We start from the raw sequence: 25,726 nt of genomic DNA, 5'->3' as shown, positions 1-25,726 counted from the left end.
GGGGTGGGGTCGGGTCAAGAATGCAAGATCCCAGGAGCCATACCGCTCAAGAAAACCAAATGAGGAGACGACATGACTCAACAGGTATTTTCTGCAGACGCCCCGGGCGATTCACCATCCACGCACCGCTCGCCGTGGTCCCTGCTGCCGATCGGCCTCGCCGCTGTCATCGGGGCGATGTCGACAGTTGCCGCCGCGCAGGTGACCGTCAAGGTAGAGGACTTCCAGAAGACCGAGTCGCCCTGGGACATGGCATTCCTGCCCGACGGCACCATGTTCTACACCGAGAAATGCAAGGGCTTGTCTGTGCGGCTGCCCTCAGGCAAAACAACCGCGCTGCTCGGTGTAGGTGGCACCACCGGCTACGCGAGCGTGAAGGCAGATCTGTTCTGCGACGGCCAAGCTGGCGTGCAGGGCGTCGCAATCGACCCGCAATTCGCGAGCAACCGCTTTGTTTACCTGTATTCCAGCTCGAAGGGCGCGAACCGCACCTACGGTGGTTACAACAACATCGTCATGCGGATGAAGGTGGGCGATTCGTTGTCCTCTGTGTCCGACATCGTCGAAATCATCAACGACATCGGCTACAAGCCCGCCAAGTCGAACCATCCGTTTGGTGGGCCGGGCGCGCACAACGGCGGCCGCCTCCGCTTCAACCCGGGTGACGGCTTCCTGTACGTCACGACCGGCGACAACCACAACGGCGAAGGCCCGCAGAGTCCCACGCAGATTCGCGGCAAGGTGCTGCGCGTGGATCGCGACGGGAAAGCCGCCGCGGGCAACAACCCGCCGGCGGGTTTTGACAAACGCATCTTCGCCTACGGTTTCCGCAACCCGCAAGGCATTGCGTTTCGTCCGGGCACGAACGAGCCGTTCATTTCGGAGAACGGCCCTTGGCACAGCGACGAGGTCACCAAGCTCGTCAACGGCGGCAACGGTGGTTGGGACCCGCGTGACAACCGCAACGGACGCCCCGCCTGCCCGGACAACTACTGCGGCTACTCGCCTAACCAGATGGGCGCCATGCCGCCTGCCGAGCGCAGCGCGTTCATGTCCATGACCGACGTGCGTGCCTACCCCGACGCCATGAAGCCGGCCTGGAACAACAACGGCCTGTCGCAGGGCATGTGCGGCAGTGTGTTCCTGACGGGCAAGCAGTGGAAGGAGTGGGAAGGCCGTCTGGCCGTCGGCTACGCCGGCATCGGCATCCACGGCACGCCGACAGGCAACCGCATCGACATCCTTGACATCAGCAAGGACGGCTCCACCGCCACTCGCCAGGAACTGTCCTGGCCGACATTCGCTGGTCGCTTCCGTCACGTGTCAATGGGCCCGGACAACGCGCTTTACGTCGCCGATGAAGCCAGCGGCATGATTTATCGCGTGACGCCGAACTGAGCCTGTTCTGCGCTGGGAGCGCTGCCGCTCGGCAGCGCTTTTTTTATGGATCACCGCTTCACCACCCCGACCACCGATTGAACGTTGGTCACTTCATGCAGGTTTGACTATGAATCATTTGCCATCTTCCCCCATCACGCGCCGACTGCCCTGGGCCATGCTTGCATTGCTTGCGGGTGGCTTTGCGGTGTTCTGGAGCCCCAAGGCAAACGCCGACACCGCACAGCTACAGACGCTTTTGCAGCGGAACAACTGCAGCGCCTGCCACTTGATCGACAAGCGCAAGTACGGACCTAACCTTAATGAAGTGGCTGCCCGCTATGCCGGTAACGCCGGTGCTGTGGCGTTGCTCGCTACCAAGATCCGGGCAGGAGGCAGTGGTGTGTGGGGCGAAGACATGATGCCGCCACAGCCCACCGTCAGCGAGGCCGATGCTCGTACGTTGGCCGAACTGATCTTGGCGCTCAAGCCCTGAACGAGGACGTCCGCGAGGCTGCAAAGCGTCACATAAACCCCTGTATCCAACAATCAATGTGGCGTGACCGGACCTCACCAGACCGCGGCGGCTGAAAGCCAAGCTATTGATCTGGCGTGCAAGCAGTGATGCACCACAATGACTCAAGGCGGATGTCCGCTGGAAAGCCGGCGTCTGACGGGTAACTCCACTATTGGGCGGATAGTGTGCCCTTGGCCCACAGGCCGCTGCTGAGCGGTGACAGATCGTAGAGAGCACTGAAACCGCATCCGCTGGGGCGTTGCGCGGCCGATCCCGACACTCGCTCAATCGGGTTGTAGCAACCTGTGCATCGCCTGCGCCAGTTCCTGGGGAGAATTGGGCTTGAAAATGATTTCCTTTACACCGACGCTCGCTGCTTCTTCGCGCATGGCGTCTGTGATGTAGCCTGAGATGAGCGCGACCGGCGTACCTGGCTTTAGGCACATCACATCCTTGAGTACCTCAATGCCGTTATCGCCGGGCATGTTGTAGTCGGAGATGACAACGTCGAACCTTTCATTAGTGGTCCGAAGCAACTCTCGCGCCTCTTCAGACGAAACCAACGCTGTCACCGCGTGCCCGCTCCGCTCCAGCAAGCGGGTGACGAGGAAAACCAGTGCCTCGTCGTCATCGATATACAGCACTCGGCTTTTGACTACAGGCGAGGAAATAGTTGCGGGAGTTTCGATGGAAACCTCGCCGCTGCGCTCCTCTTGAGCGACTGGAAAGTAGAGATCAAATCGTGTGCCGACCCCCAGTGTGCTGTCGAAGACGATCTTGCCACCATGCCGAGTCACGATACCCTCCACTACCGAAAGGCCCAGCCCAGTGCCCTCACCCACTGGTTTGGTTGTGAAGAATGGCTCGAACAGGTGCTGCTTGGTTTCGATGTCCATGCCTGAGCCATTGTCGACCACAGAGATCAGAACGCAAGGACCATCCAGAAGGCAGCCGTGGCCGATATCGGAGTCCGAAACAGTACAGCCTCTCGCCGAGATTCGAATCGTCCCGGCCCTCGACGCCATCGCGTGTACAGCATTGGTGACGAGATTCATCATCACCTGGTCGATCTGCACCCGGTCAACGTTGATGAGTGGCGTGTCATCGTCCACTTCCAGAACCAATGAGACCTGTGCTGGCAGCATCGGGCGCAGCATTCTCGTCATGTCTCCCAGCAGCTTCCCGGGCTGTGCCGCCACCCGATTGGTGGGCTGTTTGCGACTGAATGCAAGGATTTGTTGAACGAGATCTCGTCCGCGCAATCCCGCCTTCTCGATTTCTTCCAGAGATTCGAGGATGGACGCGTTCAATCCCGCGTCTTCCGCTGCGAGCTTGCTATTGCCAAGAATGATTCCCAGTATGTTGTTGAAATCGTGCGCAATACCGCCGGCCAATGTGCCAATCGCCTCATGTTTTTGAGCCTCTCGCACTTGAGATTCAAGGGATATTCGCTGCACCTCGGACTGGACACGCGGCGTGACATCAACCTGTATCCCAGCCACGCGATAAGGCTTGCCTTCGCAGTCGGCGTAAAAGCGACCTTTGGACCACAGCCAATGGGTCGAACCGTCTGACCACTCACACCTGAACTCTATGTCGTACTCACCAAGCGTCGCCAGTGCTACTTGAAAGTGCTGGTCGACGCGATCTCTATCCTCGGCGTGGACATGTTTCAGGAATGTGTCGTAGCCCCATTCAGAAACAGCGTCTGCATAGCCAAAACAGCGATCGTGGTTCAACGAACGCCGCGCGACATTGGTCTGCAGGTTCATGTCCCAGTCACCAATACCGGCTGCATCGAGCGCAAAGCGCAAGCGCTCCTCGCTCTCGGAAGCGATCTTCAGCGCGTGGTCACGTTCGGCCTTGAGCAGTCCTTCTTCAAGCAAGCGGCTTGCTATTTCCGCCATGGACGCGAGAAACGATTTTTCTATTGAGGTCAGGCGTCGCGGCGCGGTATCCATCGCGCACAGTGCACCGATGCGTTGGCCTCTCACAGAAAGAGCCACGCCGGCGTACCACCGGAAAAAGGGCTCGCCTGTCACGAAGGGATTGTTGCAAAACCTCTCATCCGTACGCGTGTCTTCGACTTCAAACACAGCGTCGTCAAGAATGGAATAAGCACAGAAGCTGGAATCGCGCGACGAAGACCGGAAACTATCCCAACCGACAGAGCAAAACGTCCATTGCTGCTCGGCATCAACCAACATCAGCGCCGAAATGTGGACGCTCAAGGTACTTGATACGGCGCTGACCAAGGAATCGAAGATGGCGTCAGCCTGTACTGACGCGACTCCAATTTGATCAAGAACCGCAAGGCGTGCGGCCTCTTCCAAAGAGCTTTGAAGTTCCTTCATATCCGCAGCCCATCGTCAGGTTATGAGTGACAGCTCTCTTCGTGCAGCCCGCTCTGATACTTTACGCTTTTTCTTTTCTCCGGTCATCACCCTGCGCCAGACCTCTGCGACCAGGTCGTCAACTTCTTGCCATGTTCATGCTCAAAGTCGCAGGCCGATCAATCGACCAGCCGCTCAAGTCGGATCTTAGTCGTTCGAGGCCGACGACCAGAAAGACAGCGTCGTTCATCACCGTGAATTCCGCGACAGACAGCGTGGATGCTGGCAGGGCGCTGGTGTATTGATGAACACGTTCAGACCCGATGACTGGCAGAGGGTTCGCAACGCTGGGGTCGATGACCTCTAGCCGCAACTGGTCGCCTTCCTTCATGAGCCGCACAACGATGTGCGCAGGCGTTTTATCTGAGGACCACAAGGAGTGTTCCAGTAGGCAGCGGACGGCCAGTTCAAACACCGGCGCATCCACCCACAGATCGCCATCGACTTGAAGATCCACCGTGGCCTGACGCTGCTTAATTTCATCGCGCAGATGCATCACACTCTCTTCCAGCAGTGAGCGGACATTGTGACGAGCCACCGTCAGAGTGCGCCCATCCAGTTCCCCGAACAGGCGCATATCCTCCAGCAAGCGAGCCAGGCGGCGCCCACCGCGCTCGATGTAAGTCAAACATTTCTGCTCGAGCTCAGGCAGCGTGCCGTCCAACTTGGCCATCAGCACCGGCGTGGCGTTGTTGATCGCGTTCACCGGTTGCTTGAGCTCGTGCGAGATGGCGTGGAGGTAACGGTCCAGCGAGACCCGCCGGACCTCCAGTTCGGAGGCATGGCTGCGCAGCAGATCGGCCTGCTCGGCAAGTTCCGTCACGTCGCGATGACGCTCAACCACCCCATGCACGCGCCCCTCATCGTTGAGGGCAGGGATGTGGAGCAACTCCATTCGCCGCAGACCTTTGCCGGGGAAGCTGTACTCAAAAGTGAGCATCGACTCGTGACCGCTGAGTGCCTGGTTGATACCGACTTTGCACACCTCGCGGTACAGCCTGTCCCCCACCAAATCCTGCACCGGCGTGCCCAGCAGGGCCTCCTGCGACCGAATCCAGTACCGCTCAAAAGCTGGGTTGACATATAGGTAGCGGTGCTGAGGGTCGATGAACGCGGCCATCTCGCGCCCCTTGTCCAGCACGCTTCGGATGATCTGCTCGTTTTTTCGAACCAGGTCCAGGATCATGCGCGCCTCGCGCCTGCGCAGGGCCTCGTTTTCGATCAGGCCCATCGTTAGGTTTGCAAGGTGTTGCAATTGGCGCGTCTGGACCTCAGACAAGCCCTTTTTCTCTGGGTCCAGCACACACACAGCGCCCAGAGCTTTCCCGCTGGCGGTGGTGATGGGGGCGCCCGCATAGAAACGCACGCTGCCGCTGCGCACCAGCGGAAGTTGAGCGAAGCGCGGGTCCCGAGTTGCGTCATTGACCACCAGCACAGACTTTGAGTCCATGATGGTGTGCGAACAAAAGGCCTCGTCACGGCCAGTCTCGCTCGGCTCGAATCCCAGGCGAGACTTGAACCACTGCCGCTCAGCGTCCACCAGAGAAATCAAGGCAATGTCGGTCCCGCAAATGCTCGCAGCCAGCTCAGTGATGCTGTCAAACACCGGGCTGGGCAGGGAATCGAGTACCTGCAAGTCGAGCAGCGTCTGTACTCTTTGTTCTTCGTTCTCAGGGACTGGAAATTTCATTGTTTTAAAGTAAAAAACCATCAAATGTGAGCAGCCACAGCCTAGGTTGGTCTGGAATCGCTAACCACTATTTGGCTCTGATCGGCAAGGCAGTTGGTGGTTCAACTCATGCCTGGCGTCAACCCGACATGCAACTTACCAGAGCCTCTCGCAATAAAGCCATGCGTGCAGGCTTGCCAAGCAGATGGTCAACGCAAGGAGGCAAGACACCGTCTTCCAGCATGCGGCGCCCCCACCCAGTCAACATGATCACGGGCGTTTTGGGCGACATGGCTTTTACCCCCGTGGCCACCGCATTCCCATCGACCCGGGGCATGCCGAGATCTGTGATGACCACATCGTAGCCACCCGCCTTCAAACTCGCCTTGAACAGATCCAGCCCCTCTTGGCCACCACCGGCGGAGGTCACCAGATGACCCTCGCCCTCGAGCATCTCACTCAAGGCACTGAGAAGAGCCACCTCATCATCAATCAACAATATCTTCAGGCTCCTGCGCTTTCCTGAAGTCGCCTCTGCTGCCTGATCGCCTCCCCCCGTTGCCGATGAAGCCTGTGCGAGGAAACGGATGCCAAACGTCGTGCCTTTCCCGGGCTCGCTCATGAGGGATATTTCAGCCTCATGGCGCTGCAGCGCGCCGTACACCATGGACAATCCAAGACCAGAGCCTCGTTCGCCTTTGGTGGTGAAGAAGGGCTCCATGCACCGCAGGCGCGTCTGCTCGTCCATGCCCACGCCGGTGTCGGAGATTTCCAGGACGACGCAAGGCTGACCGCTTTCATCGACCTTTTGCGATGTCGCCACGATCAGATCGCCCCCTTCGGGCATGGCGTCCACCGCGTTGAGCACCAGGTTGGTCAGGGCGTCCCTGATTTCCGCTTCAACGAGAGAGACCTGAGGCAGCGAAGGGGAGAGGTTGAGTGCCATATCGATGGAAACCCCTGTCTGCTGCGGGATGTCGCGCCACCGTGCACGGGTGAGTTCCACCACCTGTGTGACCAGACGGTTGAGATCCACGCTGCTTCGCTGCGTGAATCCATCCGCTGGCCGATAGAACTCCCGCATGCGCGCTACCGTCTCAGCCACGTCGTCCACCGCAAGCTGGATGGTGGAGAGTTGTTTTCTGCCACGCTCGCTCAGGCCTTTTTCTTTGTTCAGCAAGGACTCGGTGTACAGCGCCATGGGTGTGATGGCGTTGTTGATGTCGTGTGCAATACCGCTGGCCATCTGGCCGAGCACGCGCAAACGCTCCTGCTGCAGCGATACCTGCTGCGCGCCCTGCAACTCTTCGTAGGCGAGTTGAAGGTCTTGGTACAGGCGTGCGTGGCTCGCAGCCAATGCAACATGTTCTGCGAGTTGCATTAAAAAGTTGCATTCCTCGCTGTTGAATGCATTGGGCAGAGACCTGGCCGCCACCAACACACCGAAGACGCGACCCTGCGCACGCATCGGCGCAAAGACCACCGAGCCGAGCCCGGCCTGCGCGAGCTTCTTGGGGAAGTCACAGGGCATCCCCCTGGTGTCTGGTTCGTAGACAAATTCACCGACATGAGACCTGTCGAGCGCATCGCTTCCCACAGCCAGCAAAATTCCCTCACTCAAGCCGCAAGACTGGCATTGCGGGGCTCCGCGAGTACCCATCCGGACAACCTCGAAAGCGTCCGCATCGCTGTCGTAAATCAGGGCAGCGCTCATCCCCACGGCGAACTCTGCTTCTAGGTTCTCACACACCACCTCGAAGATCCGGCCCAGATTCAGGCGTTCGTCGGTGGCACGTGCGATCTTGTTGAGCAGCACTGTGCGGGCGAGCTGCATCTTGAGATTTTGCTCACCTTCAAGGCGTTCGGTCACGTCCTGAACCGTGCCACTGATTGACACGACTGCGCCGGATTCATCCCGTTTGGGCTCGTCGATGGTCTCTTCCAACCAGCTCACCCGGCCATCTGGAAACACGCACCGATAGGTCCAACGCCGCATCTTTCCCTGCGTGAAACCATCGTTCATGATGGCTAGGTAAGTCTCAAAGTCTTCCGGATGCACTTTTGACATGCAGGCCTCAAGACTTGGTACGCCCTTCTCGGGGTCGTTGCCAGTGATTTCAAACAGACTGGCAGACCAGACGGCAGGGCCATCATTTGCAAAGCGTTCCCAATGACCTGTCCGTGACAACGTCTGCGCTCGCAGCAGCCTGTCTTGTGCCGTCTTGAGCTCAATGAGCGCCCGCTCTCTTTGCTGCTTCAGCTCGATGCGCTGAGTGATGTCACGCTCAATGGCCACCCAGTGGGTGTACCAACCGGTTTCATCGGCCACAGGGACAATGTCCAACTCCAGCCAGATTTCTCGACCATCCTTGGTGTAATTGATGATCTCCTCGCGCACAGGCTCCCAACGTTCGAGATGATGACGAATACGGTCCAGCACTTGGCGGTCGGTTTTGGGCCCTTGCAAGATGCGCGGAGTCTTCCCTATCACTTCTTCCTTGGCGTAGCCCGTCAGTCGTTCGAAAGCGTCATTGACAAACAAGATCCTGGGGCCAGGTTCGCCAAAAGGCTCCGCTTCGGTGATCAAGACAATGTCGTTGAGCCGCGCGATGCAGGTTTCCAGCAGCTTCAGCCGCTCCTCTCGATCGCGCCTGCGCGCCTCTTCGTTCAGATGATTCACCGCAGCGGCCAGGCTCTCCCCGATGGCTTCGAGCTGACGACATTCGGCCGCCTGGAAATATTCGGTCTCGGATGCCATGAGCACAAGGGCTTTGGTAGCTTGACCTGCGGTCTTGAACGGCACTGCGGCAACAGAACGGTACCGACGCCGAGCAGCCTCCACTGCCCAGCGGTGTTTTTGGAGCGCAGTGGCAAGGTTGTTGGACACTGCCAATTTGGCTGTGCGCAAAGCGGTTGGAATTGGGAGGTCGAGCGTTGCCACATCAAGCAATTCAGTACTTAGGATGTCCGTGTAGCCCTCATCGTGTCCTGCGCTCGCTACTACCGTGACGGTACCTTTCTGTGGGTCAACAGCAGCAACACACGCCATCCGCATTTCTGCGTGGGCTACACAGATGCTACAAACCCTTTCGAACAAGTCTTGAACCGAGCGTGCCGACAAAATCGCCTCATTGATCTTGCTCTGGACCTGGTAGAGCCTGCGTAGGCGGTGTTGCTCTGAGACATCCTGCAACGCACCAGCGTAGAGGATCGGCTTTCCCTGTGAGTCATGCTCTACAAAGCCGAAGGCGTCGATCCAACGGGTTTCTCCATCGGGACGAATGATCCGGTATTGGATGTGCTCAGGTTTCTTGCCTTCAAGCACCATCGTTCTGTGCTGGCGCACTCTTTCCCTGTCTTCTGGGTGGATCATCGATAGATATTGGGCCGGCGTTAATGACTTTTCAGTGGACGACTCTAGAAAAGCTTTTTCCAGTCCGAAAATATCGCGAAGTGAAGCGGAACCGGTATAGACCTGCTTTTCAAGGTCGAGTTGGAAGAACCCAACGCGGGTGATTTCCTGCGCTTTGTTCAGTTGGGCATCCTTTTTGTTCAACTCCTGCAGCATGCTCGTGAAGGTCTTCTCCAAAGCAGCGAACTCACGGCTGGGCGCATTTGCCACGTGTCCAGTAGATGGTGGAGCTGTTTTTTGTTGGGCTGCCGCCTCCATTCGCTTTAGCAGTGCGCTGATTGGGCTGATGAATTGCCGTTCGGCCAGTCGCATGGCCAAAACGATACCCACTGCACAACTCAGCGCGAGGATGATCAGTTGAAGCTGCAGGCGCTCAAGGGGCTCAGCAAGGATGTCACTGCGTTTGGCACTGGCAATGGCGTAGATCGGCTCGGAGTTCATTTCACCGACCCGCACCACCTCGTGCAACCAGTCCTCTTCGGTGTCGGCTGGAATCACTCGACCTTCTGGCGCCGACCTCGCGATGCGCTGCAGCAGCGCAGGATTCGAAATGGAAGTACCAATGTCTTGAACGTCCCGCTTGTTCGTGGCGAGAACGGTCCCTTTCCCGTCAGTAATCATGACGGTGACCGATTCGGACACCGAGAGCGAATCCAGCCGGGCGGAGACGTGGGAAAGATTCAATGTTGCATAGGCCACGCCTGTAACCGTTTCCGCGTAGTCGAAGACGGGCAAGGCAAAGCCGATCTCATCACCATCCGTGGACGCCTCCATGGAATAGTCGTCCATGGCGAACTGCCGGCTTGCAACAGCACGTTCAAACGCGGAGCGCTCGCTCACCGTGATCGCTTTTGTGCTGGCATCGCTCAGGCATCTGGGGCGCCCTTGCAAGTTAAAGACGCTGATCGACCCATAGTTCGGAAAAGTCCGAGAGATGTTGGTTACGTATTCGTTGCACAGGTCGAGGAGGTCGTTGCGTCTGACCGAGGGGCCGCTTGCCACGGTGGCCAGGGTCTGTCGCACACCTTCGACCATCTGCTCCTCGGTGGCTGCCGCCATCTCGGCTGCCGCTCGGACCTCTTCGCGTGCTCGGGCAACCGCGTCGTCTCGAACGCCCATGTAGCCATAGGTGACCATCGCCAAGCCGGGCAGCGCCGCGATCATCAACAGCCCTGTGATCAGGCTGCGGATCCCAGGTTTCTCCATTGAATTCGAGCGCATGGACATGTTGGTGTTGGGGTGGGGTTTGTACATGGACGGCGAGTGTTGAGTTTGTATCGACCGTCCGACGAACGAATCAAATTTACAGATGTTTCAGGGCACGCCCTGCGTGATTCCATCACCGGCATTGTGCGAAAAACGACCCTTGTGCGAGTGGGGTGGGCACAGTTCACGCAAAGACGAAAAAACAAGGCACCATGTTTGCCCCGAATTGCAATTGAGTGATACCTTTCACTGACGTGTTTTTGTTTCGCATCGCTTTTTCACCACCAACTCAGCGCCAGTACCGAAGGTCAAAGCTCCGTCATGCTCCACAAAAACGCACCGTCGACCCCATCAGGCTACCGGCTGCTGGTCGTCGATGATGATCCTGCGCAGCGCGACGCATTGCTGGATACGCTGAGTGATGAGGGATATGAGGTCGAAGTGTGCGACAGTCCGGCAACCGCGCTTGAACGGGCACGAGCCACCACTTTCCATCTCGTCCTGACGGACCTTCAGATGCCGGAGATGGACGGCATAGAACTCACCCGACTTCTCCAGAACGCAGTCCCCGATGTGGTCGTAGTGCTGATGACCGGCAAGGCAAGCGTTCCCTCGGTGGTGGAGGCAATGCGAAGTGGCGCGATCGACTGCATACAGAAACCTTTTCGCGCGACCACGCTACTCCCGGTGATCGAGCGCGCACTGGAAGTTCAGCGGCTGCGCGCAAGCAATCGCCGCCTGGAGGCGGAGGTCCAGCGGCAATTTGAACAGCTTGTGGCGGTGAACGGTGAGCTGGATGCCTTCGCTGCCCGCATTTCGCACGATCTTCGCGGCCCCCTTGTCAATATGCGCGGGATTCTGGAAATCGCTCGGGAAGATGCGATCAATCAAGAGTTACCCGACCCGAAGATGCTCGGACTGGGCGTCGAGTCGGGAAATTTGGCGCTTCGCATGGTGAAAGACCTGCTGGATTTCGCACGCCTGGGGGACCAACCGATGGCGATGGCTCCTGTCGAGCTCGATAAAGTACTGCGGGACGCACTGAACGCGGTCAACCTCCTTACCCAGGGCCGCAATATCATCTGGGACGTTGGTCCACTGCCATGCATATTGGGTCAGGAGGGCTTGCTTTTGCAGGCCTTCGTCAACTTGCTCAGCAACGCGATCAAATACACCTCGGGAAAAGAGGTCGCTCACATCGCCATTCGGGCCGTGGCTTCACCCTCAAGCGCTGCTGAAATCCGCTTTTCAGACAACGGAGCAGGCTTTGATTCGAAATTGGCCGATCAACTGTTCAAGCCGTTCCGGCGCTTGCATTCCAATGACGAGTTCATTGGCGAGGGAATGGGTTTGGCCAATGTACGCCGGATCGTCGAGCGTCATGGAGGCGCTGTTCGTGCCAAGGGGTCCCCTGGCGAGGGAGCGGAGTTCACACTCACGTTTTCGCTGATCAACCTCCCTGCTGTAACGACGGATCAAGTATCGGGCTGATTTGTCGCTGGGCGCCAGAGTAGCTGCTTTGGCGTACGCGAGAAATTAGCGACTCACATGGCCTTGTGCCACACCGAGGGTCCGGATTGGGTCGTAATTGGCGTGACTGGATTTCTGGCGTTCGGCCTCTCTCGTTCATCTTGACGGTCAATGGAAAGCGGCCTGCGATCCCATCTTGATGGGTAGCCGTTCGCCAGCTCCAAGGCCAAACTTCGGGAATCGGCCACAACCGGTCCTTCGGGAAGTGCCGGAGAATCCTCTCTCCTAAACGGGTAATTTAGGTTTTCACTCAAAGAGGCGCGCTCAATCTTCAGCGTGACTTAGCCACAAGCAGACGTTCGTGAAGGAACTCGAGATGAAGGAGCTCACCCAGGGGGTGGTCGAGGGGGTGGGCCGACAAGCGCGGCTCGACCGACCGACCTTTGATCCTGAACTGCGCGCAGGCTTGGCGATCGTGGGCGGAATGTTCCCGCCGACTGTGACCAGCGACCTGATCGACTTCATGCGGGTGTCCTACGCAGGGCCGCCTCTCGAAACGCTGATCGGCGGGCGAAACATCCGCTGCGAGGAACGCGTCTTCGAGGGTTACGAGGGTCACCCTCTCAAGGCGTCCGTCTTCCGTCACGAGCGTGCCTCCGGGCAGCGCCCCGGTGTGCTTTTCGTGCATTCCGGGGGTCTGATGTTCGGCGATCGGTTCAGTGGGTTGGACCGGATGATCGATTTCGTCGAACAGCTGGGCGTCGTGCTCGTGTCGATCGAGTACCGCCTGGCGCCAGAGTATCGCGATCCTTATCCGCGGGAAGATGTTTACGCGGCACTGGAATGGATGGCATTGCATGCGGAGTCGCTCGGCGTGCGCCTCGATCGCCTGCTGATCGCGGGCGCCAGCGCAGGGGGAGGTTTGGCGGCCGGTGCAGCCCTCGCGGCGCGCGATAGGGGCGGTCCCCGCCTGTGCGGTCAGCTGCTCGACTACCCCATGCTGGACGACCGCGGCATCACGAAGTCCACGCTTCAGTTCGATGGCATCGGCGTCTGGGATCGCGTGAGCAACGAGACCGGCTGGGGCGCGCTGCTTGGCGAAGCGCGCGGTGGTCCGGATGTGTCGCCGTATGCCGCGCCGGCTCGTGCAACTGAGCTTTGCGACCTACCACCCGCGTTTCTCGACGTCGGTAGCGCCGAGATATTTCGCGACGAAACCGTGGCCTATGCGGACGCCCTGTGGAATGCCGGCGGGCAGGCCGAGCTTCACGTGTGGCCGGGTGGGTTCCATGCGTTCGACATCTTCGCGCCGCATACCGCACTGTCACGTGGAATGATCGCCACGCGCAGTGGATGGATGTCACGCGTGTTGGGCGATTGAGGACTGTATGCAGGAACTGCTGGCTCGACTGAAGGCCCTTGACCCCAACGCCAGCCTGGCGTTGAGGATCATCGCGTGCTTCGACGAATTGGTTCGAGGTGGCGTCAACATCCAGGGGCTGCTCGGGGCAGCAGCCTCGCTCTCGGGCTGTGTAGCGGGGTTCGCCGGGCATCAATCAGAGCGCACGCTCCGCGTCGCACCGGACGGGCAGACCCTGAAGGGCAGCGCCGCAGCGCCGAGAGAAGGCTCCCTGGAAGCAAACGGCATGACCGTGTGGCTGGAGCGGCAGGGGCCAGCCCATGTGAACGATGCGATGGTCCTCGAGCGCCTCGCACTTGCGCTGGCCATCCGCAGCGGGCACCAGGCGGAAGATCCATTGCGTCGACTCGGCGATCTGCTCGACGTCAACGTTGACGTGGAGCATCGCCACGCTACGGCTGCCAAACTCGGATTGGCGCCGCACTTGAAGTACCGCGTTGCCACCTTGCCGCTCTTCGCGACATGGAAGCAACACCGCGACCTGCTGGAAGACGTCGTCAACACCCGCTACGGTCCGCTGCACGTGTGCTTACTGCGCGCCGAGGTGAAACACATCGACGCCAGCCCCTGCGGGATCGGGGTGGCGGCGGGGATCGACGACCTCCACCGATCGCTGGCGACAGCACTCGTGAGCTTGCGTCTGTGCGCTGTGCCCGATGTGCCCGTTGTCGTCGCAGACGACTATGGCGGTCTCATCGATCTGCTCGCCCAGTGCTCGGTCGATAGACCGTTGCTCGATGTCGAGGAACTCGAAGGCGTCATGCAGCATCCGTGGGCCGTGCGAACTCTGGATGCGCTGCTTCGCTCCGCGTCTATCCGTGACGCATCTCGCATTGCCGGTGTCCACCACAGCACGATGCAGGCGAGACTGGAGACCATTCGCGACTTGCTGTCGTTCGACCCACTCGACGGCATCGGCCGAACCCGCGTCGGCCTCGCCTTCCTCGCCTGGCGCGTTCGGCATTCGTCGGCGCTGGACCTGCCACCGCCCACCAGTCGCTAGTCTCAACCGCCAAATGGCGGGATTCGGTCCCTCCAGGCGCGCCGGTCGGCGGTTACTGGCCACCCAGCGTGTTGCTATCTTCTCGTTGCCACACGTCGCCGCCGGAGACGGGTTGGGCGGGGTCATCGTTCCGACCTCACGCCGACGTTCCGCGCTCCGGCACTTGGCATGTGGCGGTAGTTCAACAACACGGAGACAACAATGACCGAACTGACTAAGGCAATCGACGCCGTTCTCGATGGCGTGACGACAGGCACACCCCGCGTGCCCGGGGTATCGGCGGCGGTGACTGACCGCCGCGGCACGATCTACGAAGGCGCGCGCGGTGTCCGCAACACCGGAACCGGCGAGTCGTTTGAACCCGACACCGTGTGCGCGATATTTTCGACCACCAAGGCCATCGCAGGAACGGCTTGCTTGCAACTGGTGGAAGAGGGTCTTCTCGACCTCGACGCGCCTGCGAAGGAGTACGCGACCCAACTTGCCGACATCATGGTCATCGAGGGCTTTGGCAAGGACGGGCAACCCAGGCTGCGCCCACCGAAGCGCGACATCACGACACGTCACCTGCTCACGCACACAGCCGGCTTCAGCTACGACTTCTTCAACGAGACGTACACCCGCCTCGCCAACGAGCAGGGTCAGCCCTGGGTGGTCGACGCGTCGTGGAAGTCGATCAAGACGCCACTTCTGTTTGATCCGGGCGAGCAGTGGTCCTACGGGAGCAACATCGATTGGGCCGGCATGGTGCTCGAGGGCATTACGGGCAAGCGGCTCGGCGAGGTCATGCAATCGAGGGTTCTCGGTCCACTCGGGATGGCCGACACCGCCTTCACGATGACCCCCTCCATGCAGTCCCGGCAAGCAACGATTCACGCGCGCGAGGATCGCGATGGTTCGCTTGTTCCGCTCAACGGGGTGACTTTGCCGCAGGATCCGGAGGTCCACATGGGAGGGCACGGCCTCTACGGGACCGCGTCGGACTATGTGAAGTTCATCCGCATGTGGCTCAACGACGGACGCAGCGACAGCGGAGAGCAGATCCTGCGACCGGAAACAGTCGAGATGGCATCCCGCAATCATTTGCCCAAGGGCATGCACGTGAAGATGCTGCCCGGCGTCGATGCGACCAAGACGGCGGCGTCCATCCTGCCCGTATCGAGGCCACGGCTGTCCAATGACGCCGAGTTCTTCCCCGGCATGCCCAAGACCTGGGCACTCACGTTCATGATCAACGAGGAAGAAGCACCCACGGGTCGGCCGGCTGGTGCGCTCGCATGGGCCGGCCTCGCTAACCTGTACTACTGGATCGATCGCGCGAACGGCATCGGCGGGTATTGGGCGACCCAGATCTTCCCGTTCGCCGATCCGACCTCGGTAGCGGGCTTCCTTGAGATGGAAAAGGCAACCTATCAGCACGCAAAGCCTCGCGCCCGATAAGAGGCACAAGGCCGCACCGCTCGAGGAGGCAACCGGGATCATCGCGGTCTCGCCGCTGATCGGCTGTGAAGTCGGGCCGTTCGACATCCGGCGCGCGGGTGAGTGTCGGCTTTCGACCAAACGGCCCGTCCGGCGGGGTAGATCTCACGGGAGTTGATCGGAAGCCGTCCGCGCGTTGGGTCCATCGACCGGCGAGGGTCTTCTTCGGGCCCACTGCAGTCGAATGGCAACTTGACACCAATAACTGGTCTGCAGCGGCAGCGGACAGTCGCGATGAAGAGCTGAGCCCTCAGCGATTGCCACATCGCGGTCACTCAGTTCCTCCAGATCGCAGGGATCGAGAGTCAGCTGCCGGAGGTGCTGCAGACATTGCAAGCCAATGTGTGGCGCTGACACGGCGTTTTGCGGCGCCTCCTCTAGATGTTCTTCCTCAAGCAAACGCGCCCCGGTAGCATGACCCAGATCGGCCATTAGGTGTCGCTAATCACCGACTGCTTGATGGCAGCCAGCCTCGTCGACAGGCCCTCACCCGATGCCACGCCATGCTGTCGAGACCGCAAACTCGATTCTGGGCGCTACGAGCGTATCGCAGGCACGCGGGCTGTGCGTAGCTCCGGCGGCCGGGGGGGGCAGCGAGACGACTCCGCCTAGATCCGGGCGTTCAGTTCGTCGATTTGGCAACGTACGCGGCCTGTCATCTCGTACGACGCAAGATTCGACGAAATGTGATGGGTCAGGCAACTGGCGTCGCGCAGCAGCCGCTGCATGGGGCCGCTACGGCGCAAGGCACTCGCCCCGGACGCGTCGTAGGCCTCGCGCACGATCTCGGCTCCACGTTGGACAGCCGTAACGCCGGCCACGCGGGCTTGGATGCGTTGGGCAGTGGTGGCAGGCTCTCCGCGCAAGGCGCTGTCCCAGACCTCGGTGAGCGCTTCGCGCAAGCCGGCGCGGCAAGCCCACCACAGCCCCTCCGCCGCTTCCAGCCTGCGCTGGGTGGCCGGGTTTTCGAGCAGCGGTCTCTGGGTGATGCGGTTGATTTTGCCGTGCAGCTCGTTACGGGCCTCGTCGAGCGCCCGGCGCGCAAGACCAAGGTGTGTCGCCGCTGCTGCGATCGTGATGAACCATGCACCGCCGACGACCACCGCAGCCGGATACGGTGCCACGGCGATCCCGAACGGCCAGGGAAAGGTACGGCGCCAGGGCACGAAAACTTCATCGAAGTGAACGTCATGGCTTCCGGTACCGGCCAGGCCAATCGGGTCCCAGGTATCTTCGATTCGGGCCTCGTGGATGGGTGCGAGCGCAGCCACCATGCGCGGCGCGGCGCCAGCGGCGACCGGCGGCAGCATCACCATGCCGCCGACGAAGGTCGCGCCCGTGCAGCCTGACTCGAAACCCCAGGAACCCGTGATACGGAGGCCCTCGGCCTCTTCCACGGCCTGCACTCGGGGCAGGTTGCTCCAGGAGGCGTACGCGGCCGGATCGGCGAAGAATTCGTCGCACAGCCGCGGTTCGGCGGAGGCATGGATCAAGGCCGCGCAAATGTTACCGTGGGCACAGACCCAGCCGGTGGACGCATCGGCCTCGGCGAGGGTCATCAGCATCTCGAGCCCTTCCGTCAGCGAGACGCCGTAGCCGCCGACCTCGGCTGGCACCAACATTCTCATCACCCCCGCCTGCTTGAGCTTGGCGATGAAGTCCGGCGCCAGCCGGCGCAGGGTTTCGAATTCCTCCGCGCGCGCCTTGGCCTCGGCAGCCAGATCGGGTAGCGCGGCGCGCAGCTCGCTCAGAGAAGGTCGGAAGTCAGTCATGCGGGGTCTCCGTTTGTCGAGTTGGACATCATTGCGGCTACTTTGTCGTGCTGGCAACCGGCACCGCATCCAAAGGCGACTCAAATGCTATGAAGAGGACACAGGGAACGTCGCTGGCGCAGTAGCCCTTGTGGGGTAGTCCGGCCGGGCCGTAGGCATACGTACCCACCTTGAGAACCGCCTTCTCGTGACCGTCATAGGTGACATGAAGCTCACCCGCTACCAGCACCATGCGCTCTGGCGATGTGTGCAGATGAAGCGGAATCGTCGACTTGGCAGGTACTTTGAAGAACACGTCAACGTTGTCTTTTGCGGGGTCGCCGCGAAGGACGGCGATACCGCACCCTTTCGGCAAGAAGGGCGGGCAGGGGGCCCATTCGAGCTGCGGATCGCTCACAGTCCAGGTCACTGATCGCTCTTTGGCAGGTGCTTGTGCGCCGGCAATCGAGCCGGCCAGGCATAACGAGAACAGCAAGGACCACAGCATTCCGGTCAGCAATGGACGGCCAATCAAGGTTTGGTGAGCCACAGTAATCTCCCCATTGGTGGGTGGCGCTGCGCAGCTGGAGGGCTGTACAACATGCAGTTGACGTTCGTGATGTTGGCGGCGCACCATCACCGCGTAACGAACCCGAGGCGAAATTTCGCCGAAACTTGCGCTCAGAACTCACCTTCGCGGCTGTCACCCTTTCCGCCATGCCCCAATTCGTAGATTTCGAACGCTTCCGGCTGGACCTCCAGCAGTGCGTGTTACGGCGTGACGGCAACGCCATCGAGTTACGCCCCAAGGCCTTCGATGTACTGCGCCATCTGATGGTCAACGCCGGGCGCGTGGTTTCAAAGCAGGAACTCCTGGACACGCTATGGCCTGGCGTCGTGGTCACCGATGACGCGCTGGTTCAATGCGTCAGTGACGTGCGGCAGGCCCTGTCGGACAGCGAACACCGAATCATCCGTACCTTGCCGAGGCGCGGCTACCTCTTCGCGGCCGAGGCCGCGCTGCGCACGGTGGAATCTGAGGCGACACTGACACCGACTCTGGCCGTTCAGGGGATTGACGATTGCCGCACTGCTGACGGGGTCAGGCTGGCGATCGCCGAAGTCGGACGCGGGCTGCCGCTGGTGCGGACCCCGACCTGGTTCAATCACCTTGAGCATGAGTGGCAGGTGTCGTTTCGAGGTGGGCTGTACCAGTTTCTCGCCGAGCGCCTGCGGCTTATCCGCTACGACGGCCGCGGCAGCGGCCTGTCGGAGCGCTACGTGCCCGAGCTCTCGTTCGACACCTTCGAGCGTGATCTGCAGGCCGTGGTGGACACGCTGGATCTCCCGCGTTACGCGCTGCTCGGTATCTCGCAGGGCGCGCCGGTCGCGATCGCGCATGCGGCGCGTCACCCCGACCGGGTGTCGAAGATCATCCTCAATGGTGCTTTTGCGCTGGGCCGAAACAAGCGCGGCTCGCAAAAGGATCGCGAAACGGGGCAGGCCTACTTGACACTGATGCGCCATGGCTGGGGCGACGAGCACTCATCCTTTCTGCGCAGTTTCGGCACGCTCTACTTCCCCGGCATGTCAAACGCGCAAGTCCGCGCTCTGGCGGATCTGCAACGCATGGCGATGTCGGCCGACGCGGCCATCCGCACGCGCATGGCCAGTGACGACATCGATGTCGTCGATCTACTCAAGCAGGTGTCGGCGCCGACCCTCGTGCTGCACAGCCGCTACGACAACGCCGTGCCGTTTGAGGAGGGGCAGCGCCTGGCCGCAGCCCTGCCGAACGCGCGCTTCGTCGCTCTCGAATCAGAAAATCATGTGCCCGTGCCTGGCGAGCCGGCCTGGCCGATCTTCCTCGCCGAGATCGACGCGTTTCTGCGGGAATGATTTCGCGCAGTGGCACTCTCGGTCACCCTGCGCTGGCAGCGGTCGCATCGCGCACATCCGCTAGCACCTCGACAACGTCCTCACACGCTCGGTGTTCGGTTATGTGGGATTGTCGAGCGACCGCTTCTTGGCGGTGTGATCGGCGTTGTCGCTGTCGCCGATGGGCCCAGAGCGGGCTTTCACGCATTGTCTGCAAAGCGGACTTTCAACCCTCCAAGAGCACCGGGTTCGGTCGCCTTTTGCCACTTCACAACACTAATGCCTTGCCCCACAGAGGTAAACCTTCTCGATTTGTAGGCTCTAATGTGAGTAGCGAACCTTTTCGCGCACCTGATCAAGCGATTTGCGGTTCAAATCAAAGTGAGGCTCGAATGAAGAACACTGATCTGGCCCCCGCAACAAAATCAATGACGCATCGGCTGGTCACAGGCGGGTTTGGTGCGTTCTTCACCATCATCGCAATCGTAGTGTTGGTCGTTTCCGACCGCACAATCGGCCCCCTACTTGCAGCTCTTGGCCTCGGACTCTTAGGCATCAATGCGATGCTGAGTGCGTACCGCAATACCCCTTCAATCCTTTCACGCATAGGGCCGCTGCCGTGAGAACTTGGGGCGCTTGGCCTAGCAATTCAATCAAGCCGAACCAGCTTCGCAGGTTGGCTTATTTCAGCCTACCAAGGCTTACCCTAAGCACAAGAAATAGCCATCCTGGGTCCATTGCTGCGCAATCAAGTCGGGGTTGGTTGAATGCCCTCTCATGGCCGATTCCTGCAGTCTAGCCTTGGCGCTGGGGAACAGCTACCCATCAACATGGGATCGCCGGCCGCTTACAAGACCCGTGCCGTTCAGTGGTGTTGATATCTATTCCGCCTGAGTTACGCATTCGCTGCGCTTAGATACAGGCTCAAGCGTGCTAATCGACGCGATCAGAACCAGTGGCACTTGCTCCCTCGAGTCAGAGGTGAACGATGCTGCTAACAAGGCTGAGAAAAAAACACGTCGCGCCGACAGCGAACGAATGAAGCTTGACTGCTCTGACCCAAAAGTGGACGCGTCATCTGAATTCATCGCCGGGCGCATAGATAACGTGTACTGGGACTGAGGTCTGTGTTTCGACGGGTTCTATTCGCTTGACCGCGAATTTCCATGTTGCTTTGTAACACCGGTTCAGCGCTGCGGATTGCAGGGTACGTTCTGGCTCAAAGACGTGTCTACCCCAAATGGGGGAGGAGAAAACTTCCATCGACCATCGAGACCATGCACATGTTGGATGACCCATCAACTCCATGGGCGACCATCTTGGGAGCGGTAGCGAAGATCGTCGGCTAAAAAGGCCCCGTTTAATGACAAGGACACTTAGGCGCTTCGCTTGCGCTTGCGAATCAACTTTGACGACGAACGTCCGAAGTCAGTGTTGACGATAGACACGACGAGGTGAATGGCCGCTGATGGCCGAGTGCCGAAGTCTAGCCTTGGAGCTGGGGGTCAGCTACCCATCAAGATGGGATCGACGGCCGCCTATGTATCGCCAGCCTTTTCAAGCGATCAGTGGGCCTCGTGGGGTTCTCTTCAGTGTGGCCGGTGAAGTTCGTTGACTGCGGTGCCGAACTTTATGTCAACGGTGTCGAACTTGGTGTCCAGGTGGTCCGAAATACGCAGGCTCCAAAAAATTCCCGGCAGCACACCTTTATGCAGCCATTTTTCTCGGAGAGTCCAATGAAACGCGACGCACACATAATCACTGTACCCGCGCGAGCCATCGACGTGGGCTCCTATCTGGCGCTCATGCGCGGAGCTATGCACTACATGTTGGTCGACGAGGGGAAACCGCCGATCGAAAGGAGCAAATCATGGCTCAGCGAAAACGGACGGAGAAGCCGGGGGCGTTTTGCTGATCCGGATCTCCATATCCCCCGATGGCAGTGGGTCCCAGGATTACCTCAAAGGCATCAACCCTGCCGGGCTCAATATGGAGGTCCTGCATTTGATCCAGCTGGGCTACCAGATCCGAATGACTATGAGTCGGATTGGTTTGAAGCACCTCGGCCATATGCCCACTTCAGCACCAGTCCAGGTCCCAACGCCGCAGCTTTCGTCAACTCCCTCTGCCGATTCAGAGACCGCACAGGTCGATGTCGCGGGGCCACTGGAGGAAGGGGCCTCGGTTGCAAGCCCTTTCGATGCAAGCTTCAAGAGCATGTTCGGCCAAGCGTTCGAACACACACGGAACAGAAAAGCGGTGGCTTGATTGCGGGAAGGAGTGGAAAGAAGGGGCGACTAGGTCGCCCCCTTTTTTTTCGCTCCAAGCGCCCTTGACACGAGCTTGATACGTGTGAACCTAATAGCAAGCAAACCGAAAGAGAGGGCGAAATTGTCTTATCTGGCCGAAATCGATATGACCGTTGCAGACTTCCGCGATCACTACGCTCCTATCGAGGCTGCCGTCAAAGAGCCTCACTGGCTGCTGGGGAGCGTTTACGGCCGCGATCTCCTGAAGATCAAGCTGCGCATCAGCCGCCCCGAGGTGGTGGTGCTGGAGTGGAGGCACGCCGCGCACTTGGACCCGCTTCTGGAGGAAATGGTTGACGAACTGGGACTGCGGGATATGCCTGAGCCCAAGACGTTCGGTCAGCGGCTGGCGTATGTGAAAACGGTGGCCACGATGGCGTTCTCCATGAAAAAGAACATGGCGCTGCCTGAGCGGCGCTTGAACAAATGAAAGGGGAACGAAATGGAATCTCTCCTTATTTTGGGTGTGGTGGGTTTTGTCATCTTCCTTGCAATCAAAGGGATGGCAAGTGGGGCTGGTGGCGGTGATGACGACGAGGAAGGCCCCAGCGGTGGGGGTCGCGCCGTTACCCACAACCACGGCAGCATCGACCGATTTGGGAATCACGATGACTGAAGCGTTTTCTGTGAGCTCATCAGCAATGGCTTTGGCGCAAGAGCTTGCGTCAGGCGCCCGCGGATGGGTGATGAGGCCGGCGCGTTCCATGGTCTTGAGCTCCACCCAGCGCGCGACCTCGGCCTTGCTGTCGAAAGTGATGCCGTCGACCACGGTTTTCTGGTTGCCGTACTTGCTGGCGCGCTTGGCCGGCTCGGCCGCGGGCTGGTCCAGGGCGCGAGCCTGTCGCTCTCATCTCGCGTCAAGCATCGCCTGATGCGCCGGGGCCGCAGTTCTGGCGTCTGGTCAACGCTCGCCACGAGGACACGTGGGACTCAACCCCCACCAGAGCGTCGACGCCGTAGAGGTCAGAGCGTGGGGAAAACTGGTGGGCGCCGTCGCGCGCGAGCCCACGAAGAACTACTACGCCTTCCAATACGCCCCGGCGTGGGTGAGGAGCGGCATTGAACTGGCACCGCTGCAGATGCCCTTGGCGCAAGCCCGCGAGCCCTTCATCTTCACGGATCTGCCCGAGCCGACGTTCAAGCGCCTGCCCGCGCTCCTGGCCGACGCCCTCCCCGACGACTTCGGCAATGCGCTGATCGACGCCTGGATAACAGACAAGGGCATCGCCAAGGACGCCATCACCTCTTTGGACCGCCTGGCCTCATGGGCAAGCGCGGCATGGGCGCCCTCACCTTCGGGCTTTGTGCACCGGAGGAACAAATTCTCATGGCCGGACGGATGCAACATGTCAAGCGCGGCGCCACATCCACCACCTACGTGCCCAACGGTAAATACGCCTCTCTGTGCGCCAACTCCGCGGATGAAGGACCCCTGAAAACGTGGCTCAACGGAGTTTTCACACAGCCTCGGCCGAATGTAGACGGTCTCGGTCTCAGGCTCTCAGCGCTGTCTCACGCCTCGCCGGGCTTCCAGTCTGGGCTGTAACCGCCAAGCGCCGGGTGGTACATCTCGTCCCCGTCGTGCTGAGTGAACTCGACGTTGAGTCGGTTCTCTTGCAGACCGAGAATGTCAACGCAGTGCTCGCAGAGGGCCTTTGCTACTTGCATTCGCAGCTCGGCGGGCCGGCCTCTGCGGATGTCCAACATAAGCATTGAGACGGGAGTCGGCTCGTCCCCCATCTCTGGAATGCGCCACACCCCGCCCTCGCCCAGCTCACGGATGGCGACGCTGATTCGCCGAATGTCCACGGACATCATGCGTGCGTAGGTTTTACTCATCGCCGCGGCCAACCGTTTCTTGTCGCCTACGGAATAGCTGCAGGTCACGTCTAACTGAAGGTACGGCATAAAAAATCGATTGAACGAAGTGAGCGAATGTCCGGTCGTGACCGATGAACATCATGGTAGCCGCGGCGGGTCAACCCAAATCTAATGTGGCGACTTTCTGAACGTCATTACGGAGAAGCACAGTGCAGGCAAAAAACTTAATTGCCTCGACGTGCGAAGCGGAACCTTCAACCGCTACTTCAATGGATGCGTCTCCACGGGGTGTAGACGCCAAGCACCGGTTAGGCAACAACCGACGTCAGGATTGCAAGCCCCAGTATCGGACGCACCGAAGACTTGCCTCGCGCCCAGAAAACCAAAAAAAGCACAGGTCGAGCAGACTATGCACGAAAAGGCTCCGGCTCCGAAACTGGTCGAGGTCAGGGCAGCAACGCAGCCACGCTCTCATACAGCGCCACTTCGTCGACCAGCTGCACAGCTGTGCCGCTCACGGCTTTGCGAGCAGCCATCGTCAAGGCGTCCCCCACCACTGCGAACGCATGCTGCGCTTGGTGCTGCGCGCGCTCAGCCTCGATCTCAAGCACCATCGCGCGTGTAAGGGTCGTGTACAAACCGCGTATGTCGATTAGGAAATCGTTGTCTTGAACCCGCACGATCACGGAGTTTCGGCCATTTCCATCCATCAATCCTGCGCTCTGCTGGATCTCAAAGCCAGCGAAACCCTCGCGGATCATCGATATCTTGCGAGCAATGGAGTCGACGATTTCAACAGGCGATGGCATGTGGCCGTGCCAGGGATCGCCGTTGGGGTTGGGGATTCCCGTTCCAGCAAAGCGAGTGCGTGGTGATCGTACGTGCGACGCTTCCCGTTCTTCAAGCGCCCATCTTGCAACGCAAAGACCAGCTTGCACCATCGCGCGGGGATGGTCGCGCAGCAAATAGTCGGTGACGTGCTCGGGCGATTGGTCCTCGGTGAACGCATCCCTGCCGAAGTTGCTCAGGGTGTCCAGCAAATCCATCGGAAAATGCCTTACCAGAGCCTCAGGCGTTCCGTCTGCCCTCTCATCCCATGACAGCTTTGTGGCCATCACCTCCAGTGCTCGGGGCCTCATCAGTCGCATCGTGTCATCGAAGGACATCAGCATGTCCTTTGCGCCAGCTGCATAGGCAAAGCGGTGCATCTCAAACTCCTGGAGGTAGTACGCCATGCTGCCAACCAAGGTCGATTCATGATGGCTCTTTTGCTCGACCAAGCGCCTCTCGATATAGATTTTGTAGCCCTCCAGTGAGCATCGCTGGGCGATCTCAACGGCCAACCACTCCCCGAGATCTCCGTGTGGCACTTGTTCGGCGTCTCTCGCCTTCAGACCGAAGAATTCGCAGGCCAAGATCAACTCTCTACGCAGCATGGGACTGGGAGCGACCGTCAGTCCGTTGACGGCCGCCTTGAGGTGATCGAGCTCGCGCAACCAGTACATGCGGCGCTTGTCCAAGCGCTTGCGCCACGACTCGGTCGAAATCAGCGTGTCCAGTTCGGCCTTGATAGTGCCGCCGTTGGCACTTTGGGTTGAGTGTGCGGTGTGTATTTTCAGAACGCTGCTCATTTTTTCCACTCTTGAGGCCGGCGTGTTTCTTTTCGGCGAAGGCCTACTCCTTGACCAGAAAGGCGTGAAGAGTATAGGCAACAACCAGCGCCGGGCGCTGACTCTTCCGGTCGAATTCTTGCTCGATGTAGCGACATAAGCCTGGGCTTCGTCGGCAGCGATACACCTGCATCGACTTTGATGTCTGCCATTTTCAGCACGACCTACAACGGCAACGCTGTCCAGCGTAGGGCCGTGGGAGTCGAACATGAGCCACTGGAAGCCGCGGGCACAAGCCAGCGTCAGGCAGTCGCTCAGTTCCGTCGGTGCATTGATCAGCGTGGCCTGCAGCAGCCGCTGCTCGGGCACATGCGTGAACCAGCCGTGACTGTCTTTCGGGAAGAAGATCTA

Annotated in this window: 18 protein-coding genes; 10 read left to right on the top strand and 8 right to left on the bottom strand. The window is 59.8% G+C overall.

Going from position 1 to position 25,726, the window contains the following annotated elements:
- The first annotated feature begins 72 nt into the window (after positions 1-72).
- Positions 73-1,398, top strand: coding sequence for a PQQ-dependent sugar dehydrogenase (locus tag IV113_RS05965; RefSeq protein ID WP_291081736.1), 1,326 nt, complete (start codon positions 73-75; stop codon positions 1,396-1,398).
- A 157-nt stretch (positions 1,399-1,555) separates the two neighbouring features.
- Complete coding sequence (locus IV113_RS05960) at positions 1,556-1,873, top strand: c-type cytochrome (RefSeq protein ID WP_291081734.1); 318 nt, start codon at positions 1,556-1,558, stop codon at positions 1,871-1,873.
- Between the two features lie 305 nt (positions 1,874-2,178).
- Here the strand turns inward: IV113_RS05960 and IV113_RS05955 are convergent, their stop codons facing one another.
- The 3 genes from IV113_RS05955 to IV113_RS05945 all read right to left on the bottom strand — a co-directional run bounded on the left by IV113_RS05955 (position 2,179) and on the right by IV113_RS05945 (position 10,622).
- Complete coding sequence (locus IV113_RS05955; RefSeq protein WP_291081732.1) at positions 2,179-4,248, bottom strand: ATP-binding protein; 2,070 nt, start codon at positions 4,246-4,248, stop codon at positions 2,179-2,181.
- 118 nt (positions 4,249-4,366) lie between these two features.
- On the bottom strand, positions 4,367-5,998 hold the full coding sequence (locus IV113_RS05950; protein ID WP_291081730.1) for a GAF domain-containing protein: 1,632 nt from the start codon (positions 5,996-5,998) through the stop codon (positions 4,367-4,369).
- A 97-nt stretch (positions 5,999-6,095) separates the two neighbouring features.
- Positions 6,096-10,622, bottom strand: coding sequence for a PAS domain-containing protein (locus IV113_RS05945; RefSeq protein ID WP_291081728.1), 4,527 nt, complete (start codon positions 10,620-10,622; stop codon positions 6,096-6,098).
- Between the two features lie 273 nt (positions 10,623-10,895).
- On the opposite strand from IV113_RS05945, the gene IV113_RS05940 reads away from it, so the two are divergent.
- From IV113_RS05940 to IV113_RS05925, 4 genes are all read left to right on the top strand, one after another.
- Positions 10,896-12,065, top strand: coding sequence for a response regulator (locus IV113_RS05940; protein WP_291081726.1), 1,170 nt, complete (start codon positions 10,896-10,898; stop codon positions 12,063-12,065).
- A gap of 340 nt (positions 12,066-12,405) precedes the next feature.
- A complete protein-coding gene (locus IV113_RS05935) occupies positions 12,406-13,425 on the top strand; it encodes an alpha/beta hydrolase (RefSeq protein ID WP_291081724.1) in 1,020 nt (339 codons plus the stop codon).
- 7 nt (positions 13,426-13,432) lie between these two features.
- Entirely contained in the window at positions 13,433-14,467 is a 1,035-nt protein-coding gene (locus tag IV113_RS05930; protein WP_291081722.1) for a helix-turn-helix domain-containing protein, read from the top strand.
- Positions 14,468-14,668: 201 nt separating this feature from the next.
- Entirely contained in the window at positions 14,669-15,907 is a 1,239-nt protein-coding gene (locus IV113_RS05925; RefSeq protein ID WP_291081720.1) for a serine hydrolase domain-containing protein, read from the top strand.
- 647 nt (positions 15,908-16,554) lie between these two features.
- Here the strand turns inward: IV113_RS05925 and IV113_RS05920 are convergent.
- Both IV113_RS05920 and IV113_RS05915 read right to left on the bottom strand, forming a co-directional pair.
- Positions 16,555-17,718, bottom strand: coding sequence for an acyl-CoA dehydrogenase family protein (locus tag IV113_RS05920; protein ID WP_291081718.1), 1,164 nt, complete (start codon positions 17,716-17,718; stop codon positions 16,555-16,557).
- A gap of 37 nt (positions 17,719-17,755) precedes the next feature.
- Complete coding sequence (locus IV113_RS05915) at positions 17,756-18,247, bottom strand: cupin domain-containing protein (RefSeq protein ID WP_291081716.1); 492 nt, start codon at positions 18,245-18,247, stop codon at positions 17,756-17,758.
- A 167-nt stretch (positions 18,248-18,414) separates the two neighbouring features.
- Between IV113_RS05915 and IV113_RS05910 the strand changes: the two genes are divergently transcribed.
- The 3 genes from IV113_RS05910 (at position 18,415) to IV113_RS05900 (ending at position 21,843) form a co-directional block, all read left to right on the top strand.
- Positions 18,415-19,596, top strand: coding sequence for an alpha/beta fold hydrolase (locus IV113_RS05910; RefSeq protein ID WP_291081714.1), 1,182 nt, complete (start codon positions 18,415-18,417; stop codon positions 19,594-19,596).
- A gap of 371 nt (positions 19,597-19,967) precedes the next feature.
- The gene (locus IV113_RS05905) at positions 19,968-20,198 is read left to right on the top strand and encodes a hypothetical protein (RefSeq protein WP_291081712.1); all 231 of its coding nucleotides are present in this window, start codon (positions 19,968-19,970) and stop codon (positions 20,196-20,198) included.
- A gap of 1,285 nt (positions 20,199-21,483) precedes the next feature.
- Positions 21,484-21,843, top strand: a complete 360-nt coding sequence (locus IV113_RS05900) for a hypothetical protein (protein WP_291081711.1) — start codon at positions 21,484-21,486, stop codon at positions 21,841-21,843.
- 90 nt (positions 21,844-21,933) lie between these two features.
- Here IV113_RS05900 and IV113_RS05895 read toward each other — a convergent pair whose 3' ends face one another.
- On the bottom strand, positions 21,934-22,713 hold the full coding sequence (locus IV113_RS05895) for a DUF1064 domain-containing protein (protein ID WP_291081817.1): 780 nt from the start codon (positions 22,711-22,713) through the stop codon (positions 21,934-21,936).
- 94 nt (positions 22,714-22,807) lie between these two features.
- On the opposite strand from IV113_RS05895, the gene IV113_RS05890 reads away from it, so the two are divergent.
- Complete coding sequence (locus IV113_RS05890; protein WP_291081709.1) at positions 22,808-23,320, top strand: HipA N-terminal domain-containing protein; 513 nt, start codon at positions 22,808-22,810, stop codon at positions 23,318-23,320.
- A gap of 76 nt (positions 23,321-23,396) precedes the next feature.
- On the opposite strand, the gene IV113_RS05885 is transcribed toward IV113_RS05890, so the two are convergent.
- Entirely contained in the window at positions 23,397-23,792 is a 396-nt protein-coding gene (locus tag IV113_RS05885) for a tautomerase (protein ID WP_291081707.1), read from the bottom strand.
- 359 nt (positions 23,793-24,151) lie between these two features.
- Positions 24,152-25,684 (bottom strand): hypothetical protein, encoded by a 1,533-nt coding sequence (locus IV113_RS05880; protein WP_291081705.1) that lies wholly within the window; start codon positions 25,682-25,684, stop codon positions 24,152-24,154.
- Between the last annotated feature and the right edge of the window lie 42 nt (positions 25,685-25,726).

The organism is Hydrogenophaga sp., assembly GCF_018780385.1.
Lineage (GTDB): Bacteria > Pseudomonadota > Gammaproteobacteria > Burkholderiales > Burkholderiaceae_C > Hydrogenophaga.
This window is presented reverse-complemented; position numbering and strand designations above follow the sequence as displayed.

Coding starts and splice junctions, on each gene's coding strand:
- IV113_RS05965 (WP_291081736.1), top strand. CDS start 73: ATGACTCAACAGGTATTTTCTGCAGACGCCCCGGGCGATTCACCATCC.
- IV113_RS05960 (WP_291081734.1), top strand. CDS start 1,556: ATGCTTGCATTGCTTGCGGGTGGCTTTGCGGTGTTCTGGAGCCCCAAG.
- IV113_RS05955 (WP_291081732.1), bottom strand. CDS start 4,248: ATGAAGGAACTTCAAAGCTCTTTGGAAGAGGCCGCACGCCTTGCGGTT.
- IV113_RS05950 (WP_291081730.1), bottom strand. CDS start 5,998: ATGGTTTTTTACTTTAAAACAATGAAATTTCCAGTCCCTGAGAACGAA.
- IV113_RS05945 (WP_291081728.1), bottom strand. CDS start 10,622: ATGTACAAACCCCACCCCAACACCAACATGTCCATGCGCTCGAATTCA.
- IV113_RS05940 (WP_291081726.1), top strand. CDS start 10,896: ATGCTCCACAAAAACGCACCGTCGACCCCATCAGGCTACCGGCTGCTG.
- IV113_RS05930 (WP_291081722.1), top strand. CDS start 13,433: ATGCAGGAACTGCTGGCTCGACTGAAGGCCCTTGACCCCAACGCCAGC.
- IV113_RS05925 (WP_291081720.1), top strand. CDS start 14,669: ATGACCGAACTGACTAAGGCAATCGACGCCGTTCTCGATGGCGTGACG.
- IV113_RS05920 (WP_291081718.1), bottom strand. CDS start 17,718: ATGACTGACTTCCGACCTTCTCTGAGCGAGCTGCGCGCCGCGCTACCC.
- IV113_RS05910 (WP_291081714.1), top strand. CDS start 18,415: ATGCCCCAATTCGTAGATTTCGAACGCTTCCGGCTGGACCTCCAGCAG.
- IV113_RS05905 (WP_291081712.1), top strand. CDS start 19,968: ATGAAGAACACTGATCTGGCCCCCGCAACAAAATCAATGACGCATCGG.
- IV113_RS05885 (WP_291081707.1), bottom strand. CDS start 23,792: ATGCCGTACCTTCAGTTAGACGTGACCTGCAGCTATTCCGTAGGCGAC.